Source organism: Pseudomonas ekonensis, assembly GCF_019145435.1.
GTDB lineage: Bacteria > Pseudomonadota > Gammaproteobacteria > Pseudomonadales > Pseudomonadaceae > Aquipseudomonas > Aquipseudomonas ekonensis.
Genome location: NZ_JAHSTS010000002.1, coordinates 1418635 through 1436759 on the forward strand (window position 1 = coordinate 1418635; position 18125 = coordinate 1436759).

Sequence of the window (18125 nt, forward strand, 5' to 3'; positions counted from 1 at the left end):
ACAACAAAAAGGACAAACGCCATGTACCAACTCTTCATCGAAGGCCTGCAACGCCTGGGCCGCGCCCTGATGCTGCCGATCGCGATCCTGCCGATCGCCGGCCTGCTGCTGCGCCTGGGCGACACTGACCTGCTGAACATCGCGATCATCCACGACGCCGGCCAGGTGATCTTCGCCAACCTGGCGATGATCTTCGCCATCGGCATCGCCGTCGGCTTCGCCCGCGACAACAACGGCACGGCGGGGCTGGCCGGGGTCATCGGCTACCTGGTGATGGTCTCGACCCTCAAGGTGCTCGACCCGAGCATCAACATGGGCATGCTCGCCGGGATCGTCAGCGGTCTGATGGCCGGCGCGCTGTACAACCGCTTCAAGGACATCAAGCTGCCGGAGTACCTGGCGTTCTTCGGCGGGCGGCGCTTCGTGCCGATCGTCACCGGGTTCGCGGCGGTGGGCCTGGGCGTGCTGTTCGGCTACATCTGGCCGCCGATCCAGCACGGCATCAACGCCTTCGGCAGCCTGATGATGGAAAGCGGCAGCTTCGGCGCGTTCGTGTTCGGCGTGTTCAACCGCCTGCTGATCGTCACCGGCCTGCACCACATCCTCAACAACATGGCGTGGTTCGTGTTCGGCAACTTCACCGACCCGGCCACTGGGGCGCTGGTCACGGGCGACCTGTCGCGCTACTTCGCCGGCGACCCGAAGGGCGGCCAGTTCATGACCGGCATGTTCCCGATGATGATCTTCGGCCTGCCCGCCGCGTGCCTGGCGATGTACCGCAACGCCCTGCCGGAGCGGCGCAAGGTGATGGGCGGGATTTTCCTGTCGATGGCCCTGACCTCGTTCCTGACCGGCGTCACCGAACCCATCGAATTCGCCTTCATGTTCCTCGCCCCGCTGCTGTACCTGCTGCATGCGCTGCTGACCGGGCTGTCGATGGCGATCACCAACGCGCTGAACATCCACCTGGGCTTCACCTTCTCCGGCGGCTTCATCGACATGGTGCTGGGCTGGGGCAAGTCCACCAACGGCTGGCTCGTGGTGCCGGTGGGGCTGGCCTATGCCGTGGTGTACTACGCCGTGTTCGACTTCTGCATCCGCCGCTTCAACCTGAAGACGCCGGGGCGCGAGGACACCGCCGCTGCGGAAAAGGCAGCGGTGGGCGAACACGAACGGGCCGGGGCCTACATCAAGGCGCTCGGCGGCGCCGGCAACCTGCTGACCGTCGGCGCCTGCACCACCCGCCTGCGCCTGGAAATGGTCGATCGCGACAAGGCCTCGGACGCCGACCTGAAGGCACTGGGCGCCATGGCCGTGGTGCGTCCGGGCAAGGGCGGCAGCCTGCAAGTGGTGGTCGGGCCGATGGCCGACAGCATCGCCGATGAGATCCGCCTGGCGATGCCGGCGCTGGGACGGGCCCCGTCGGCCTCCCCGGCGGCCGTCGCCGACGCGGCGCCGATGCCGACCGTGGCGGCGGCCGAAGCCCAGCAATGGCTGAGCGCCGTGGGCGGCGGTGAGAATGTGCTGCAACTGGACTGCATCGCCTTGACCCGGATCCGCCTGCGCCTGGCCGACGGCAAGGCCTTGTCCGAAGCCCGGCTCAAAGCGCTGGGGTGCCAGGGCGTCAGTGCGCTGGAGGACGGCGTCTGGCATCTGCTGGTGGGGGAAAAGGCGCCGGGCTTGAGCGGCGCGCTGCAGACGCTGGTCAACCGCAGCGAGGTCAGCGCGAGGGTTTGACGCTCTGGCGGATGCCTTCGCGGGCAGACCCTCGCCCTGGAAAACCCGCCCGGCATCCCGGCAACAAAAAACCCGCTGAACGAACGTTCAGCGGGTTTTTCGTTTCGACCGCCAGAGGATCAGAAGTCCTCCAGCCGCCACACTTCATAAGCCGGTGTCTCGTAGGGATGGCTGCCCTTGAGCGCCGCGACGGCCGCGTGGATCAGTTCATCCGCCACCACCAGCTCGACCTTCCATTCCTCGACCGTTTCGACCTGGCCCACCTGCCCGATGAACGGCTGACTGCCGTCCAACGCACGGAACTGGCCCTGGCCCAGCACTTGCCAGGCGCAGCTGTCGTACTGGCCGATGCGCCCGCCGCCGGCTGCGAAAACGGCGGACTTCACCGTTTCCACATGGCTGTCGGGCACAAAGAAGGCGAGCTTGTGCACGGCCTCAGTTCACCCAGACGCGGGCGTTGCGGAACATGCGCATCCATGGCGCGTCTTCGTTCCAGTCGTCCGAACGCCACGAGTTCTGCACGGCACGGAACACACGCTCCGGGTGCGGCATCATGATCGTCACGCGGCCGTCGCGGCTGGTCAGGCCGGTGATCCCGCGCGGCGAGCCGTTCGGGTTGGCCGGGTAGGCTTCGGTGACCTTGCCGTGGTTGTCGACGAAACGCATCGCCACGCAACCGGACAGGTCGGCTTCGAGCAACGCCTCTTCGCTTTCGAATTCGGCATGGCCTTCGCCGTGGGCGATGGCGATCGGCATGCGCGAACCGGCCATGCCCTGCAGGAAGATCGAGTTCGACTCCTGGACCTGGACCATGGCCACCCGCGCCTCGAACTGCTCGGAGCGGTTGCGCACGAAGTGCGGCCAGAACTCGCTGCCCGGAATCAGCTCGTGCAGGTTGGACATCATCTGGCAACCGTTGCACACGCCGAGGGTGAAGCTGTCGTTGCGCTCGAAGAAGCCCTGGAACGCGTCGCGGGCGCGGCTGTTGAACAGCGCCGACTTGGCCCAGCCTTCGCCGGCGCCCAGCACGTCACCGTAGGAGAAGCCGCCGCAGGCCACCAGGCCCTTGAACTCGTTCAGGTCGACGCGGCCGGCCAGGATGTCGCTCATGTGCACGTCGATCGCGCTGAAGCCGGCGCGGTCGAACGCCGCCGCCATCTCCACCTGACCGTTGACGCCCTGCTCGCGCAGCACGGCGACTTGCGGGCGGATGCCTTTCTTGATGTAAGGCGCGGCGATGTCCTGGTTGACGTCGAAGCTCAGCTTGACGCTCAGGCCCGGGTTGTCCTCTTCCAGCAGCGCGTCGAATTCCTGGTCGGCGCAGTCGGCGTTGTCGCGCAGGCGCTGGATCCGGTGGCTGGTCTCGGCCCACTGGCGTTGCAGCAGACGGCGCTGGCCTTCGAACACGGTCTGGCCGTTGAACACGATGTTGACCTGGCCGTTGTTGATCGGCTGGCCGATCACCGACACGCAGTCACCCAGGCCGGCGGCGCTGAACTGGGCGAGGATGTCGGCGGTGGCGTCCTGGCGCACCTGGATCACGGCGCCCAGCTCTTCGTTGAACAGGATCGCCGGGATTTCCGCCGCGGATTCGGCGACGCTGTCCAGGTTCAGGTTGAGGCCGCAGTGGCCGGCGAAGGCCATTTCCATCACGGTGGTCAGCAGGCCGCCGTCGGAACGGTCGTGGTAGGCCAGCAGGTGACCGTCGGCGTTGAGGCCCTGGATCACCGCGAAGAAGGCCTTGAGGTCTTCGGCGTCGTCGACGTCCGGCGCCTGCTTGCCGAGCTTGGCGTGCACCTGGGCGAGGATCGAGGCGCCCATGCGGTTCTGGCCGCGGCCCAGGTCGATCAGGATCAGGTCAGTGGTGCCCTTGTCCATGCGCAGCACCGGGGTCAGGGTCTGGCGGACGTCGAGCACCGGGGCGAAACCGGTCACGATCAGCGACATCGGCGAGGTGACGGTCTTGTCTTCGCCGTTGTCCTTCCAGCGGGTGGCCATGGACATCGAGTCCTTGCCCACCGGGATGGTGATGCCCAGCTCAGGGCACAGCTCCATGCCGACCGCTTTCACGGTGTCGTACAGGCGGGCGTCTTCGCCCGGATGGCCGGCGGCGGACATCCAGTTCGCCGACAGCTTGATGTCGGACAGCTTGCCGATGCGCGAGGCGGCGAGGTTGGTCAGGGTTTCGCCGATGGCCATGCGGCCCGACGCCGGAGCGTCCAGCAGGGCCAGCGGGGTGCGCTCGCCCATCGCCATGGCTTCGCCGGTGTAGACGTCGAAGCTGGTGGCGGTGACGGCCACGTCGGCCACCGGCACCTGCCATGGGCCGACCATCTGGTCGCGGGCCACGAGGCCGGTGATGGTGCGGTCGCCGATGGTGATCAGGAAGCTCTTGCTGGCCACGGCCGGGTGATGCAGGACACGCTCGATGGACTCGGCCACGTCGAGGGTCGACGGATCGAAGTCATCGCCCAGTTCGGCTTCGCGGGCCACCGAACGGTGCATGCGCGGCGGCTTGCCCAGCAGCACTTCCAGCGGCATGTCCACCGGGCTGTTGCCGAAGTGGCTGTCGGTGACGGTCAGTTGCGGCTCGGCGGTGGCTTCGCCGACCACGGCGAACGGGCAGCGCTCGCGCTCGCAGATCGCCTGGAAGCGCTCGAAGTCGGCAGGGCCGACGGCCAGCACGTAACGTTCCTGGGACTCGTTGCTCCAGATTTCGTGCGGGGCCATGCCCGGCTCGTCGTTCGGGATGTTGCGCAGTTCGAAGCGGCCGCCGCGGCCGCCGTCGTTGACCAGCTCCGGGAAGGCGTTGGACAGGCCGCCCGCGCCGACGTCGTGGATGAAGCTGATCGGGTTCTTGTCGCCCAGCTGCCAGCAGCGGTCGATGACCTCTTGGCAACGGCGTTCCATTTCCGGGTTTTCCCGCTGCACGGAAGCGAAGTCCAGGTCCGCCGAGCTGGTGCCGGTGGCCATCGAGGACGCCGCGCCGCCGCCCAGGCCGATCAGCATCGCCGGGCCGCCGAGCACGATCAGCTTGGAGCCGACCACGATCTCGCCCTTCTGCACGTGCTGCTCGCGGATGTTGCCCATGCCGCCGGCCAGCATGATCGGCTTGTGGTAGCCGCGCACTTCGTCGCCGTGGGGGGTGGCGATCGACTGTTCGAAGGTACGGAAGTAGCCGGTCAGGGCCGGACGGCCGAACTCGTTGTTGAACGCGGCACCGCCCAGCGGGCCTTCGATCATGATGTCCAGGGCGTTGACGATGCGCTCAGGCTTGCCGTACGGCACTTCCCACGGCTGTTCGAAGCCCGGGATCTGCAGGTTGGACACGGTGAAGCCAGTCAGGCCCGCCTTCGGCTTGGCGCCGCGGCCGGTGGCGCCTTCGTCGCGGATCTCGCCGCCGGAGCCGGTGGACGCGCCCGGGAACGGAGCGATCGCGGTCGGGTGGTTGTGGGTCTCGACCTTCATCAGGATGTGCACCGGCTCCTGCACCGCGCCGTAGCGGCGGGTCTCAGGATCGGGGAAGAAGCGGCCGGCCACGCTGCCGACGATCACCGAAGCGTTGTCCTTGTAGGCCGACAGGACGCCTTCGCTGTGCATCTGGTAGGTGTTCTTGATCATGCCGAACAGGCTTTTTTCCTGGCTCTGGCCGTCGATGTCCCAACTGGCGTTGAAGATCTTGTGACGGCAGTGCTCGGAGTTGGCCTGGGCGAACATCATCAGTTCGATGTCGTGCGGGTTGCGCTTGAGGCCGACGAAGGCGTTGACCAGGTAGTCGATCTCGTCTTCGGCCAGGGCCAGGCCCAGCTCGGTGTTGGCCTTCTCCAGCGCGGCGCGGCCGCCGCCGAGGATGTCGACGGCGCTCAGCGGCTTGGGCTCGGCGTGGCTGAACAGGCCGGCGGCCTGCTCCAGGTTGCCCAGGACGATCTGGGTCATGCGGTCGTGCAGGGCGTCCGAGATCAGCTGCGCCTCGGCGTCGTTGAACTGGCCGGCCACGTAGAACGCGATGCCGCGCTCCAGGCGCTGGACCTTGCCCAGGCCGCAGTTGCGGGCGATGTCGCTGGCCTTGCTCGACCAGGGCGAGATGGTGCCGAAACGCGGCAGCACCAGGAACAGGCGGCCGGTCGGCTCTTGTACCGGAACGCTTGGGCCGTACTTCAGAAGGCGCGCAAGCACCTGCTGTTCGTCGCCGGTCAGGACGCCGGTGACTTCGGCGAAGTGAGCGAATTCAGCATACAGGCCACTGACAGCCGGAACCTTCTGGCTCAGTTGCTCAAGGAGTTTGCTGTGGCGAAAGGCAGAAAGGGCAGGAGCGCCGCGCAGGATCAACATCTTCGGGACAGCCTCGGGAAGGGGTGTGCTTTGAGGCCGTGCATTCTAGCCTAAAACCGCCTCCGACATCACCCGAAACGCTACGCACGGTAGCACCCGCGAAAAGCCCGCCGTTCCTGCCTTCGAGGTCAAATTCCGGCAGGGCGGCACAGGCCCCCGCCCATGCTGTAACAAATTGCCGCAAGAGCCCGTTCCCGTGGGGCCGCGGGCGGTTTTCGGGGCTCTATCAGACAACCCTTCGACTGTCGAGATATGGCGCTCACGGTCCTTTGCGTATACTGCGCACATGTTTTTCCCAACGGCTTTGCGTCCGCGATACGCCAAATGGCTGATCGCAACCGGACTCTTCCTGATGCTCAGTGGCTGTGTTGACAAACCCAACACCCTGGAGCGCGTAAAGGAGGACGGCGTGCTGCGGGTCATCACCCGTAACAGCCCCGCCACCTACTTTCAGGATCGCAGCGGTGAAACCGGCTTCGAATACGAGCTGGTGAAGCGATTCGCCGACGATTTGGGGGTCGAGCTGAAGATCGAGACCGCCGACAACCTCGACGACCTGTTCGACCAGGTCGGCAAGCCCAACGGCCCGGTGCTGGCCGCCGCCGGCCTGGTCAGCAGCGAACAGCGCACCAAACAGGTGCGGTTCTCCCACCCCTACCTCGAAGTCACCCCGCAGGTCATCTACCGCAACGGCCAGTCGCGCCCCACCGAACCGGGCGACCTGGTCGGCAGGAAGATCATGGTGCTCAAGGGCAGCACCCACGCCGAGCAGTTGGCCGAGCTGAAGCGCAAGTACCCCGGCATCGAATACGAAGAGTCGGACGCCGTCGAGGTGGTCGACCTGCTGCGCATGGTCGACGAAGGCCAGATCGACCTGACCCTGGTCGACTCCAATGAAGTGGCGATGAACCAGGTGTACTTCACCAACGTGCGCGTGGCCTTCGACCTGGGCGACGCCCGCAGCCAGAGCTGGGCGGTGGCGGCCGGCGAAGACAACAGCCTGCTCAACGAGATCAACGCCTACCTCGACAAGGCCCAGAAGAACGGCACCCTGCAACGCCTCAAGGACCGCTACTACGGCCACGTCGACGTCCTCGGCTACATGGGCGCCACCACCTTCGCCCAGCACCTGCAGCAGCGCCTGCCCAAGTACGAACAGCACTTCAAGACCTACGCCAAGAAAGAGAAGGTCGACTGGCGCCTGCTGGCCGCCATCGGCTACCAGGAATCGCTGTGGCAACCGGCGGTCACTTCCAAGACCGGCGTGCGCGGCCTGATGATGCTGACCCAGAACACGGCCCAGGCCATGGGCGTGTCCAACCGCCTGGATCCCAAGCAGAGCATCATGGGCGGCGCCAAGTACCTGGCCTACATGAAGGACCAGCTCGACGAGTCGATCCAGGAGCCTGACCGCACCTGGTTCGCCCTGGCGGCCTACAACGTCGGCATCGGCCACCTCGACGACGCGCGCAAGCTGGCCTCCCGCGAGGGCCTGAGCCCGGACAAGTGGCTGGACGTGAAGAAGATGCTGCCGCGCCTGTCGCAGAAGCAGTGGTACAGCAAGACCCGCTACGGCTACGCCCGGGGCGGCGAGCCGGTGCACTTCGTGGCGAACATCCGCCGCTACTACGACATCCTCACCTGGGTGACCCAGCCGCAGCTTGAAGGCACGCAAGTGGCCGAGGGCAACCTGCATGTGCCGGGCATCGACAAGTCCAAGCCGGCGCAGGAGCCTGCGCCGCTCTGACCGCGATCCGGGGCGCCGGCGGCGCCTCGACTGACGCTATCGCCAGCAGGTTGGCTCCCACAAGGATACCGGCGCGGCGGCCATCAGGCCTTGGCGGCAGCCAGGATCAGCGCCTTCATTTCGGATACCGCCGACTTGAAGCCGACGAACAGCGCATGGGCCACCAGCGCATGGCCGATGTTCAACTCATTGATGCCCTTGATCGCCGCGACCGCCTCGACGTTGTGGTAGTGCAGGCCATGGCCGGCGTTGACGATCAGCCCCTGGGCCAGACCGAACGCCACACCGTCGGCCACGCGCTTGAGTTCCTCGGCCACCTCCGCCGGGGTTTCGGCGTCGGCATAGCGCCCGGTGTGCAGTTCGATGGCCGGTGCGCCCACGCGCTTGGAGGCGGCGATCTGCCGCTCGTCGGCGTCGATGAACAGCGACACCTCACTGCCGATCTTCGACAGGCGCTCCACCGCCGCCTTGATCCGCGCCTCTTGTCCGGCCACATCGAGGCCGCCTTCGGTGGTCAGTTCCTGGCGGGTTTCCGGCACCAGGCAGATGTGCGCCGGACGGATGCGCTCGGCGAACGCCATCATTTCTTCGGTGACGCCCATTTCGAAGTTCATGCGGGTCTGCAGCACGTCCTTGAGCAGCAGCACGTCGCGCTCCTGGATGTGCCGGCGGTCTTCGCGCAGGTGCACGGTGATCCCGTCGGCGCCCGCCTCTTCCGCGTCCAGCGCCGCCTTGACCGGATCCGGGTAACGCGTGCCGCGGGCCTGGCGCAGGGTGGCGACGTGGTCGATGTTCACGCCGAGGAGAATGCGATTGCTGGTGGTCACGGATGCGCTCCTGAATTGAGGGATTCGGCGCACAGCATACGGGCTGATCAGGACTTGCGAAACAGCTCGCGGCTGACCAGGGGGCGACCGCCCAGGTGAACGGCCAGGGCCTGGCGCATCAGGCGCTTGGCGGCCGACAGCGCACCGGGAGCCGACCAGTCGGCGTCGGCCATCGCCAGCAGTTCGGTGCCGTTGAACAGCCCCGGCTGCAGCAGGTGCACCCGTTCGAGTCCGGCGTCCACCTGCAGGCGGTAGAGCCCGTCCGGGGCGATGGGCTCGCCGTGGATGTCAGTGTTCAGCGCGAAGCCGTAGCCCAGGTCATCGAGCAGGCGCCACTCGAAGGAGCGCAACAGCGGCTCCAGCGGCCGGCCTTCGGCCAGGGCCAGCAGCGTGGCGGCGTAGTGGTCGAACACCGACGGGTGCGGGTCTTCGGCGGGCAGCAGGCGGATCAGCAGTTCGTTGAGGTAGAGGCCGCTGAACAGCGCCTCGCCGTTGAGCCAGACGGCGGTGCCGGCGCTCTCCATGCGTCCGACGTTCTTCAGCTCACCGCGTCCGCGCAACTCGACCTCCAGCGGCACGAACGGCCGCGCCAGCGTGCCGGCCTTGCCCCGCGCCCCGCGCAGCACCGCCCGCAGCCGGCCTTGCGGCGTGAGGAAGTCCACCAGCGCGCTGGTTTCGCGGTAGGCGCGCGAATGCAGGACGTAGGCGGGCTGGGCGGGAGGCGGAGTGTGCGACATGGGGACCTTATGCGAAAACGCGGTTGTTCACACGGCCAAAATCACTGTGGGAGCGAACTTGCCCGCAAATGCAGCGTATCAGTCGACCGACGCTCTGACTGATCCGTCGCATTCGCGGGCAAGCCCGCTCCCACAGAAGAGGTTCCGGCGCAGCGCAAGCCCAGGGCTTACAGGTCGCCGTAGCCCAGCGAACGCAGTGCGCGCTCGTCGTCGGACCAGCCGCCCTTCACCTTGACCCACAGGTTGAGCATGACCTTGGAGTCGAACAGCAGCTCCATGTCCTTGCGCGCCTCGGTGCCGATGCGTTTGATGCGCTCGCCCTTGTCGCCGATGATGATTTTCTTCTGGCCGTCGCGCTCGACGAGGATCAGGCCGTGGATGTGCAGGGTCTTGCCCTGCTGCTTGAACTCTTCGATCTCCACGGTGATCTGGTACGGCAGCTCGGCGCCCAGCTGACGCATGATCTTCTCGCGGATCAGCTCGGCGGCGAGGAAACGGCTGCTGCGGTCGGTGATCTGGTCTTCCGGGAAGAAGTGATCGTTTTCCGGCAGATGGTCTGCGATGACCTTTTCCAGCGCGTCGAGGTTGTGCCCGTGCTGCGCCGAGATCGGGATGATCTGCGCATTCGGCAGCTGTTCCTGCAGCCAGGACAGGTGCGGCATCAGCTCGGCCTTGTCCTCGATGCGGTCGGTCTTGTTCAGCGCGACGATCAGGGGGCCGGTCACGAACTGCACGCGCTCGAGTACCATCTGGTCCTCTTCGGTCCACTTGGTGCGGTCGACCACGAAGATCACCACGTCGACGTCTTTGAGCGCCGCCGAAGCGGTCTTGTTCATGTAGCGGTTCAGGGCCTTTTCGCCGCCCTTGTGCATGCCGGGGGTGTCGACGTAGATCGCCTGCACGTCACCCTCGGTCTTGATGCCGAGCATGTTGTGGCGGGTGGTCTGCGGCTTGCGCGAGGTGATCGCCAGCTTCTGGCCGAGGATGTGGTTGAGCAGCGTGGACTTGCCCACGTTGGGGCGGCCGACGATGGCGACATAGCCACAGCGTGTTGCGGTTGATTCAGTCATTGCCATTCTCCACGCCCAGGGCGATCAGTGCGGCGGCGGCGGCCACCTGTTCGGCGATCCGGCGGCTGACGCCTTGCCCGCGGCTCTTTTCGTTCAACAGGACAACTTCGCACTCGACGAAGAAGGTTCGGCAGTGCGGCTCGCCCTGGATGTCCACCACCTCGTAGCGCGGCAGTTCGCAGCTGCGCGACTGCAGGAACTCCTGCAGACGGGTCTTGGGATCCTTGTTGGTGTCCACCAGCGTCAGGCCTTCGAACTCGCCGGCCAGCCAGGCCAGCACCCGCTCGCGGGCCGTTTCCATGCCGGCGTCGAGGTAGATCGCGCCGATCAGGGCTTCGAGGGCGTCGGCCAGGATCGATTCGCGGCGGAACCCGCCGCTCTTCAGCTCGCCGGAGCCCAGGCGCAGGTAGTCGCCCAGGTCGAAGCCGCGGGCCAGCACGGCCAGGGTCTCGCCCTTCACCAGCCGGGCGCGCAGACGCGACAGTTGCCCTTCACGGGCCAGCGGGAAGCGTTCGAACAGCGCCTCGCCGGCGACGAAGTTGAGGATCGCATCGCCGAGGAACTCCAGACGCTCGTTGTTGCGTCCGGCAAAGCTGCGGTGCGTGAGGGCCAGGACCATCAGTTCCTGGTCCTTGAAGGTGTATCCGAGCTTGCGCTCCAGACGGCTCAAAGAAACGCTCACGGTTTACCCACGCTGAGTTCGTGGCTGGACTCCACCGCCATCGCCGGATTGCGGCGCAGGCCTGGAACAATTAACGCTGTGTTCAAATATAACGTCCTGACTATCGTTGGCTTCATGCCCCGGGCCGATTGTGCCGGCGCCAGAAATGCATTCGGCGCTGTGGTCAACAGCGCCGTGTGTGATTACTTGATCAGGCCGACCCGCGAGAAGTTCGGCAGGTGGCTGAGTTTCGGTTCCGGCCAGCTCATCCAGACCGCGAAAGCCTTGCCGACGATGTTGCGGTCGGGGACCATGCCCAGGAGATCCTTCGGAATGCTCGGATCGTCCCAGTAGCGGCTGTCGTTGGAGTTGTCGCGGTTGTCGCCCATCATGAAGTAGTGCCCGGCCGGCACGGTCCAGGAACGGTCCGGCGTGGCGCGGTAACGGCTCATTTCCTTGCGGATCAGGTGCTCGGCGGCACCGAGCTTTTCCTTGTACAGCTCGGCGCTGCCCAGGGTGCCCGGCTCGGAACCGACCAGTTGCTCGGCCACCGACTCGCCGTTGACGAACAAGCGCTTGTCGGCGGTGTAGCGCACCGTGTCGCCCGGCAGGCCGACCACACGCTTGATGTAGTTGACGTTCGGGTCGCTCGGGTAGCGGAACACCATCACATCGCCGCGCTGCGGGTCACCGACCTCGATGACCTTCTTGTCGATCACCGGCAGGCGGATGCCGTAGGAGAACTTGTTCACCAGGATGAAATCGCCGACGTCCAGGGTCGGTTTCATCGAGCCGGACGGGATCTGGAACGGTTCCACCAGGAACGAACGCAGCACCAGCACGATGAACAGCACCGGGAAGAACGACTTGCCGTACTCGACCAGCAGCGGCTCCTTGTTCAGCTTCTCCAGCACCACACCGTCAGGCTGGCTGACGCTGCCCTGGTAGGAAGCGATGGCAGCACGCCGACGCGGTGCCAGGATCAACAGATCGAGCAACGCCAACAGGCCGCAGACGAACACGGCGATGACCAGCAACAGCGGGAAATTTAGTGACATAGGACCTGATTATTCCAACCTGAGCACGGCGAGGAAGGCATCCTGCGGAATCTCCACGTTGCCGACCTGTTTCATGCGTTTCTTACCGGCCTTCTGCTTCTCCAGCAGCTTCTTCTTACGGCTCACGTCACCGCCGTAGCATTTGGCCAATACGTTCTTCCTGAGTGCCTTGACGGTTGTCCGGGCAACGATCTGACCGCCGATGGCGGCCTGGATGGCCACGTCGAACATCTGCCGAGGAATCAGCTCTTTCATCTTCTCGGTCAACTGGCGACCTTTGAAGTGGGAATTGTCACGGTGCACGATCAGCGCCAGGGCGTCGACCTTGTCGCCGTTGATCAGCACGTCCAGCTTCACCAGATTAGCCGATTGGTAACGATCGAAATGGTAGTCCAGCGAAGCATAGCCGCGGCTGGTGGATTTCAGGCGGTCGAAGAAGTCGAGCACCACTTCGTTCATCGGCAGGTCGTAGGTGACCTGCACCTGGTTGCCGAGGAACAGCATGTCGACCTGCACGCCGCGTTTTTCGATGCACAGGGTGATGACGTTGCCCAGGTGCTCCTGCGGCACCAGGATGTTGGCCCGCACGATCGGCTCGCGCATGTCTTCGATGGCCGAGACGTCCGGCAGCTTCGACGGGTTGTCGACGTAGATCGTTTCGCCGGTCTTGAGCACCAGCTCGAAGATCACCGTCGGCGCCGTGGTGATCAGGTCCAGGTCGTATTCGCGCTCCAGGCGCTCCTGGATGATCTCCATGTGCAGCATGCCGAGGAAACCGCAACGGAAGCCGAAGCCCAAGGCGTCGGAGCTTTCCGGGGTGTACTGCAGCGACGAGTCGTTGAGGGTCAGCTTCTGCAGCGCTTCGCGAAAGTCCTCGAAGTCGTCGGAACTGACCGGAAACAGGCCGGCGTAGACCTGCGGCTGGATGCGCTTGAAGCCCGGCAGCACTTCGACGTCCGGGGTCGAGCTGAGGGTCAGGGTGTCGCCGACCGGCGCACCGTGGATGTCCTTGATGCTGGCGATGATGAAGCCCACTTCGCCGGCCTTGAGGTCCGCGGTGGCGGTGTGTTTCGGGTTGAACACGCCGACGCTGTCGACCAGGTGCACCTTGCCGGTGGATTTCACCAGGATCTTGTCGCCCTTCTTCACGCGGCCGTGACGCACGCGCACCAGGGAGACGACGCCCAGGTAGTTGTCGAACCAGGAGTCGATGATCAGCGCCTGCAGCGGCGCGTCGATCTCGCCGGTCGGCGCAGGGATGGTGTTCACCAGGCGCTCGAGCACGTCGTCGACGCCCAGGCCGGTCTTGGCGCTGCAGGTGACGGCATCGGTGGCGTCGATGCCGATGATCTTCTCGATCTCGTCCTTGACGCGCTCAGGCTCGGCCTGCGGCAGGTCGATCTTGTTCAGGACCGGCATGACTTCCAGGCCCTGCTCGATGGCGGTGTAGCAGTTGGCCACGGACTGGGCCTCGACGCCCTGGCCGGCGTCGACCACCAGCAGCGCGCCTTCGCAGGCCGCCAGGGAACGGCTGACTTCGTAGGTGAAGTCGACGTGGCCCGGGGTGTCGATGAAGTTCAGCTGATAGGTGACGCCGTCTTTGGCCTTGTAGTACAGGGTGACGCTGTGGGCCTTGATGGTGATCCCGCGCTCACGCTCCAGGTCCATGGAATCCAGCACCTGGGCTTCCATTTCGCGGTCGGCCAGGCCGCCGCACATCTGGATGAAGCGATCGGCCAGCGTCGACTTGCCATGGTCAATGTGGGCGATGATGGAGAAATTGCGGATATGACTCAAATCACTCACGGATCAACACTCAAAAAGGCTGCAGGCTTGGCCCGCCGAAAAATAGCCGGGAATTGTACCTGATACACGGCGCAAGCGTCACGTTCGCCTGTCACCCCGATTGCATGCAAAAACGCCCCGGTCTGTCGACCGGGGCGTCCTCTTGGCTAAAGCGCGGATGAAACCTTGTTCATCAACCGGCCCGACGCAGCAGCCAGACGCCCGCCAGGGCGCAGACGCCCGCCGGCACCAGCACCGCGAACAGCGGCGAGAAGCCGAACACCAGGCTCGACGGGCCCAGCAGGTCCTGGACGATGCGGAAGGTGAAGCCCACCAGCACGCCGGTGAACACCCGCTGACCGAGGGTCACCGAACGCAGCGGGCCGAAAATGAACGAGATCGCCATCAGCACCAGCGCGGCGGTGACCAGCGGCTGCAGGACCTTGACCCAGAACGCCAGCCAGTAACGGCCGTTGCTCAGCCCCTGCTCGGCCAGGTAGTGGATATAGCCCCACAGGCCGGAGATCGACAGCGCTTCCGGCGCCATGACCACGGTGCTCAGCAATTGCGGGCTCAGGGACACGTCCCAGCGCTCGGTCGGCGTGTTGACGACTTCGGTGCTGCGCTCGTGGAACAGCGTGGTGGTCACGTCGGTGAGCTGCCAGTGGTCGCCGTCGAAATCCGCCCGCTTGGCGAAGCTGGAGCTGAGCAGGTGGCGCTCCTTGTCGAAGTGGTAGCGCGTCACGCCGTACAGCAGGCCGTTCGGCTGGACGGCGTTGATGTGGATGAACTCATCCCCCTGGCGGTGCCACATGCCGTGCTTGGCGCTCTGCGCGTCGCCGCTGCCCTGGGCCAGGGAACGGTTGGCCTGGGCCATGCTTTCGGTGGCCGGCGCGACGTACTCGCCGATCAGCACGCCGGCCAGCATCAGCACCAGCATCGGCTTCATGACCGCCCAGACGATGCGCCCGATGGACACGCCCGCCGCACGCATCACGGTCAGCTCGCTGCTGCTGGCCAGGCTGCCCAGGCCGATCAGGCAGCCGATCAGCGCCGCCATCGGCAGCATGTCGTAGAGCCGGCGCGGCGCGGTCAGCAGCACGAAGCCGAGCACGTCGACCAGGGTGTAGGTGTCGGTGACGTCGCTCATTTCATCGATGAACGCGAACAGGGTGGCCAGGCCGAGGATGATCGCCAGCACCGCGATGATCGCGATGAACACGCTGCTGCCGATGTAGCGGTCGAGCTTAACCACGGGCCACCTCCAGCGCAGCGGCGCGGCGGCTGGCCAGCTTCAGGCGCAGCGGCTCCCAGTACAGCAGGCCGAGGCCGATGATCAGGAAGATGGCATGCACCCACCACAGGCCGAGGGCCGGCGGGATCTTGCCTTTTTCGAGGGCGCCGCGGGCGGCGATCAGGATGGTCAGGTAAGCCATATAAAGAAGGATCGCCGGCAGCAGCTTGAGGAAACGCCCTTGACGCGGGTTGACCCGCGACAGCGGCACCGCCATCAGGGTGACGATGAACACCAGCAGCGGCAGCGACAGGCGCCATTGCAGTTCGGTGCGCGAACGAATGTCGTCGCTGCCCAGCAGGCTCGAGGTCGGCATCGCGTCGCGGTCGGTGACCTCTTCGCTGACGTCGGGCTTGGGCAGCAGCACGCCGTAGGTTTCGTAGTGGATGGCGCGGTAGTCGGCCTGGCCCGGGCTGCCGTCGTAGCGGTAGCCGTTGTCGAGGATCAGGTAGCGGTTGCCGTCCGGGCGGATTTCCTGGCGGCCCTTTTCGGCCACCAGTACGGAAATCCCGCGCTCCTTCTGGTTGGCGCCGAGGTTCTTCTGCGAGATGAACACGCTGCCGAGGTTGACCCGGTCGTCGCTCAAGGTTTCGGTGTAGGTCACCCGGGTGCCGTCGCGCAGCGCCTGGAAGCGGCCCGGCTCAAGGGTGTCGAACTCGGTCAGGGCGTCCTGCTTGTTCAGCAGCAGCTGGAACTGGTTGGCGCCCTGGGGGGCCAGGCTCAGGCTCAGCCACGCCACCACCAGCGCCACCAGCGCCGCCGGGAACAGGGTCATGCGCAGCAGGCGCTGCTGGCTCATGCCGGTGGCCGACAGCACGGTCATTTCGCTTTCCAGGTACAGCCGGCCGTAGGCCAGCAGGATCCCGAGGAACAGGCCCAGCGGCAGGATCAGCTGCAAGAAGCCCGGCAGGCGGAAGCCCATGATCAGGAACAGCGATCCCGGATCGAGCTGGCCGGCGGCGGCCTGGGCAAGGTATTTGATGAAGCGCCCGCTCATGATGATGACCAGCAGCACGGCACTCACCGCACTCAGGGTCAACAGGACTTCGCGGGACAGATAACGGAAGACGATCAAACCAGACACTCCAGGGTTGTCAGGCTAAGGCGGCCGAACAAGCGAACGTATCGGGCGGCCCGCCAGGCAGAGCCGCCGAAAAAAGATGCGGCATTATCCTGTGATTGGGCGCGCCTGTCACTGCGCGCACTCACGCAAGCGCGCAATCGGTTGAAGATTGCGTCCGCCGAGGGTTGTCAGGCGAAGGGAGCGAGGTTCAAACTGCCGCCTTCGCCGCAGGCACAGGCCTGCGCCCTTTCTATCCGAAAGGCAGGCGGCTGCGGACATTGCCGGACGCCTGCATGTTGACCATTCATTCAGGGATCCAGACATGGAACTGGTTGTAAAAAGCGTTAGCCCGGAAACGTTGAAAACCGCCACCCTGGTGGTTGCCGTCGGCGAAGGCCGCAAACTCGGCGTCGCGGCCAGACAGGTCGACGAACTGAGCGGCGGCGCCATCAGCGCCGTCCTCAAGCGCGGCGACCTGGCCGGCAAGGTCGGCCAGAGCCTGCTGCTGCACAGCCTGCCGAACCTGAAGGCCGAGCGCGTGCTGCTGGTGGGCGTGGGCAAGGACGAAGAACTGGGCGACCGGCCGTTCCGCAAGACCGTCGCCGGCATCCTCAACACCCTCAAGGGCCTGGGCGGCGGCGACGCCGCGCTGGCGCTGGACGAAATCATCGTCAAGGGCCGCGACAGCTACGGCAAGACCCGCCTGCTGGCCGAGACCCTGATCGACGGCGGCTACACCTTCGACCAGTTCAAGAGCCAGAAGGCCGAGCCGCGCGCCCTGAAGAAGATCACCCTGCTGACCATCAAGGCCGCCCAGGCCGAAGTGCAGCGCGCCGTGACCCACGCCACCGCCATCGCCAACGGCATGGCGTTCACCCGCACCCTGGGCAACCTGCCGCCGAACGTCTGCCACCCGGTGTACATGGGCGAGCAGGCCAAGAGCCTGGGCAAGGAGTTCAAGGACCTGAAGGTCGAAGTCCTCGACGAGAAGAAGATCAAGGCGCTGGGCATGGGCTCGTTCTACGCCGTCGGCCAGGGCAGCGCCCAGCCGCCGCGCCTGATCGTCATGCAGTACAACGGCGGCAAGAAATCCGAGAAGCCGTATGCGCTGGTGGGCAAGGGCATCACCTTCGACACCGGCGGCATCAGCCTGAAGCCGGGCGCCGGCATGGACGAGATGAAATTCGACATGGGCGGCGCCGCCAGCGTGTTCGGCACCCTGCGCGCCGTGCTTGAGCTCAAGCTGCCGATCAACCTGGTGTGCATCCTGGCCTGCGCCGAAAACATGCCGAGCGGCACCGCCTCGCGTCCGGGCGACATCGTCACCACCATGAGCGGCCAGACCGTGGAGATCCTCAACACCGACGCCGAAGGCCGCCTGGTGCTGTGCGACGCCCTCACCTACGCCGAGCGCTTCAAGCCGCAGGCGGTGATCGACATCGCCACCCTGACCGGCGCCTGCGTGGTCGCCCTCGGCGCCCACACCTCGGGCCTCCTGGGCAACAACGACGAGCTGATCGGGCAACTGCTGAGCGCCGGTCAGGCCGCCGACGACCGCGCCTGGCAACTGCCGCTGTTCGACGAGTACCAGGAGCAGCTGGACAGCCCGTTCGCCGACATCGCCAACATCGGCGGGCCGAAGGCCGGCACCATCACCGCCGCGTGCTTCCTGTCGCGCTTCACCAAGAACCTGAACTGGGCGCACCTGGACATCGCCGGCACCGCCTGGACCAGCGGCGGCAAGGACAAAGGCGCCACCGGCCGTCCGGTGCCACTGCTGACCCAGTACCTGCTGGACCGCGCCAAGGCCTGAA

Annotated in this window: 13 protein-coding genes; 3 read left to right on the forward strand and 10 right to left on the reverse strand. The window is 65.7% G+C overall.

Going from position 1 to position 18125, the window contains the following annotated elements:
- Nucleotides 1-21 precede the first annotated feature (21 nt).
- Nucleotides 22-1737 carry an N-acetylglucosamine-specific PTS transporter subunit IIBC gene (nagE, locus tag KVG96_RS19585; protein ID WP_217893540.1) on the forward strand — a complete coding sequence of 572 codons (1716 nt, stop codon included), beginning with the start codon at nt 22-24 and terminating at the stop codon, nt 1735-1737.
- 119 nt (nt 1738-1856) lie between these two features.
- Here the strand turns inward: nagE and KVG96_RS19590 are convergent, their stop codons facing one another.
- Together KVG96_RS19590 and purL are read right to left on the reverse strand one after the other, a co-directional pair.
- Nucleotides 1857-2168, reverse strand: coding sequence for a YqfO family protein (locus KVG96_RS19590; RefSeq protein WP_217893541.1), 312 nt, complete (start codon nt 2166-2168; stop codon nt 1857-1859).
- A gap of 4 nt (nt 2169-2172) precedes the next feature.
- Complete coding sequence (gene purL / locus KVG96_RS19595) at nt 2173-6069, reverse strand: phosphoribosylformylglycinamidine synthase (RefSeq protein WP_217893542.1); 3897 nt, start codon at nt 6067-6069, stop codon at nt 2173-2175.
- A gap of 286 nt (nt 6070-6355) precedes the next feature.
- Between purL and mltF the strand changes: the two genes are divergently transcribed.
- Nucleotides 6356-7816 (forward strand): membrane-bound lytic murein transglycosylase MltF, encoded by a 1461-nt coding sequence (gene mltF, locus KVG96_RS19600; RefSeq protein ID WP_085578858.1) that lies wholly within the window; start codon nt 6356-6358, stop codon nt 7814-7816.
- Between the two features lie 83 nt (nt 7817-7899).
- On the opposite strand, the gene pdxJ is transcribed toward mltF, so the two are convergent.
- The 8 genes from pdxJ to lptF form a co-directional block, all read right to left on the reverse strand.
- Nucleotides 7900-8643 carry a pyridoxine 5'-phosphate synthase gene (gene pdxJ / locus KVG96_RS19605; protein ID WP_217893543.1) on the reverse strand — a complete coding sequence of 248 codons (744 nt, stop codon included), beginning with the start codon at nt 8641-8643 and terminating at the stop codon, nt 7900-7902.
- A 47-nt stretch (nt 8644-8690) separates the two neighbouring features.
- Complete coding sequence (recO, locus tag KVG96_RS19610; RefSeq protein ID WP_217893544.1) at nt 8691-9380, reverse strand: DNA repair protein RecO; 690 nt, start codon at nt 9378-9380, stop codon at nt 8691-8693.
- A gap of 167 nt (nt 9381-9547) precedes the next feature.
- A complete protein-coding gene (gene era / locus KVG96_RS19615; protein ID WP_085578852.1) occupies nt 9548-10450 on the reverse strand; it encodes a GTPase Era in 903 nt (300 codons plus the stop codon).
- The gene (gene rnc, locus KVG96_RS19620; RefSeq protein ID WP_085578849.1) at nt 10443-11132 is read right to left on the reverse strand and encodes a ribonuclease III; all 690 of its coding nucleotides are present in this window, start codon (nt 11130-11132) and stop codon (nt 10443-10445) included. Before rnc ends, era begins: the two co-directional genes overlap by 8 nt.
- Nucleotides 11133-11314: 182 nt before the next feature.
- The gene (gene lepB / locus KVG96_RS19625; protein WP_085578847.1) at nt 11315-12169 is read right to left on the reverse strand and encodes a signal peptidase I; all 855 of its coding nucleotides are present in this window, start codon (nt 12167-12169) and stop codon (nt 11315-11317) included.
- Nucleotides 12170-12178: 9 nt separating this feature from the next.
- On the reverse strand, nt 12179-13975 hold the full coding sequence (gene lepA, locus KVG96_RS19630; protein ID WP_085578845.1) for a translation elongation factor 4: 1797 nt from the start codon (nt 13973-13975) through the stop codon (nt 12179-12181).
- 172 nt (nt 13976-14147) lie between these two features.
- Complete coding sequence (gene lptG / locus KVG96_RS19635) at nt 14148-15209, reverse strand: LPS export ABC transporter permease LptG (RefSeq protein ID WP_217893545.1); 1062 nt, start codon at nt 15207-15209, stop codon at nt 14148-14150.
- The gene (gene lptF / locus KVG96_RS19640; RefSeq protein WP_217893546.1) at nt 15202-16323 is read right to left on the reverse strand and encodes an LPS export ABC transporter permease LptF; all 1122 of its coding nucleotides are present in this window, start codon (nt 16321-16323) and stop codon (nt 15202-15204) included. Before lptF ends, lptG begins: the two co-directional genes overlap by 8 nt.
- A 310-nt stretch (nt 16324-16633) precedes the next feature.
- Here lptF and KVG96_RS19645 point away from each other — a divergent pair, with 310 nt between their 5' ends.
- Complete coding sequence (locus KVG96_RS19645) at nt 16634-18124, forward strand: leucyl aminopeptidase (protein WP_217893547.1); 1491 nt, start codon at nt 16634-16636, stop codon at nt 18122-18124.
- Nucleotide 18125: the final 1 nt, after the last annotated feature.

What these genes read in the sequence shown, in the direction of transcription:
- nagE (WP_217893540.1), top strand. Translation starts at nt 22, where the DNA reads ATGTACCAACTCTTCATCGAAGGCCTGCAACGCCTGGGCCGCGCCCTG.
- purL (WP_217893542.1), bottom strand. Translation starts at nt 6,069, where the DNA reads ATGTTGATCCTGCGCGGCGCTCCTGCCCTTTCTGCCTTTCGCCACAGC.
- mltF (WP_085578858.1), top strand. Translation starts at nt 6,356, where the DNA reads ATGTTTTTCCCAACGGCTTTGCGTCCGCGATACGCCAAATGGCTGATC.
- recO (WP_217893544.1), bottom strand. Translation starts at nt 9,380, where the DNA reads ATGTCGCACACTCCGCCTCCCGCCCAGCCCGCCTACGTCCTGCATTCG.
- era (WP_085578852.1), bottom strand. Translation starts at nt 10,450, where the DNA reads ATGACTGAATCAACCGCAACACGCTGTGGCTATGTCGCCATCGTCGGC.
- lepB (WP_085578847.1), bottom strand. Translation starts at nt 12,169, where the DNA reads ATGTCACTAAATTTCCCGCTGTTGCTGGTCATCGCCGTGTTCGTCTGC.
- KVG96_RS19645 (WP_217893547.1), top strand. Translation starts at nt 16,634, where the DNA reads ATGGAACTGGTTGTAAAAAGCGTTAGCCCGGAAACGTTGAAAACCGCC.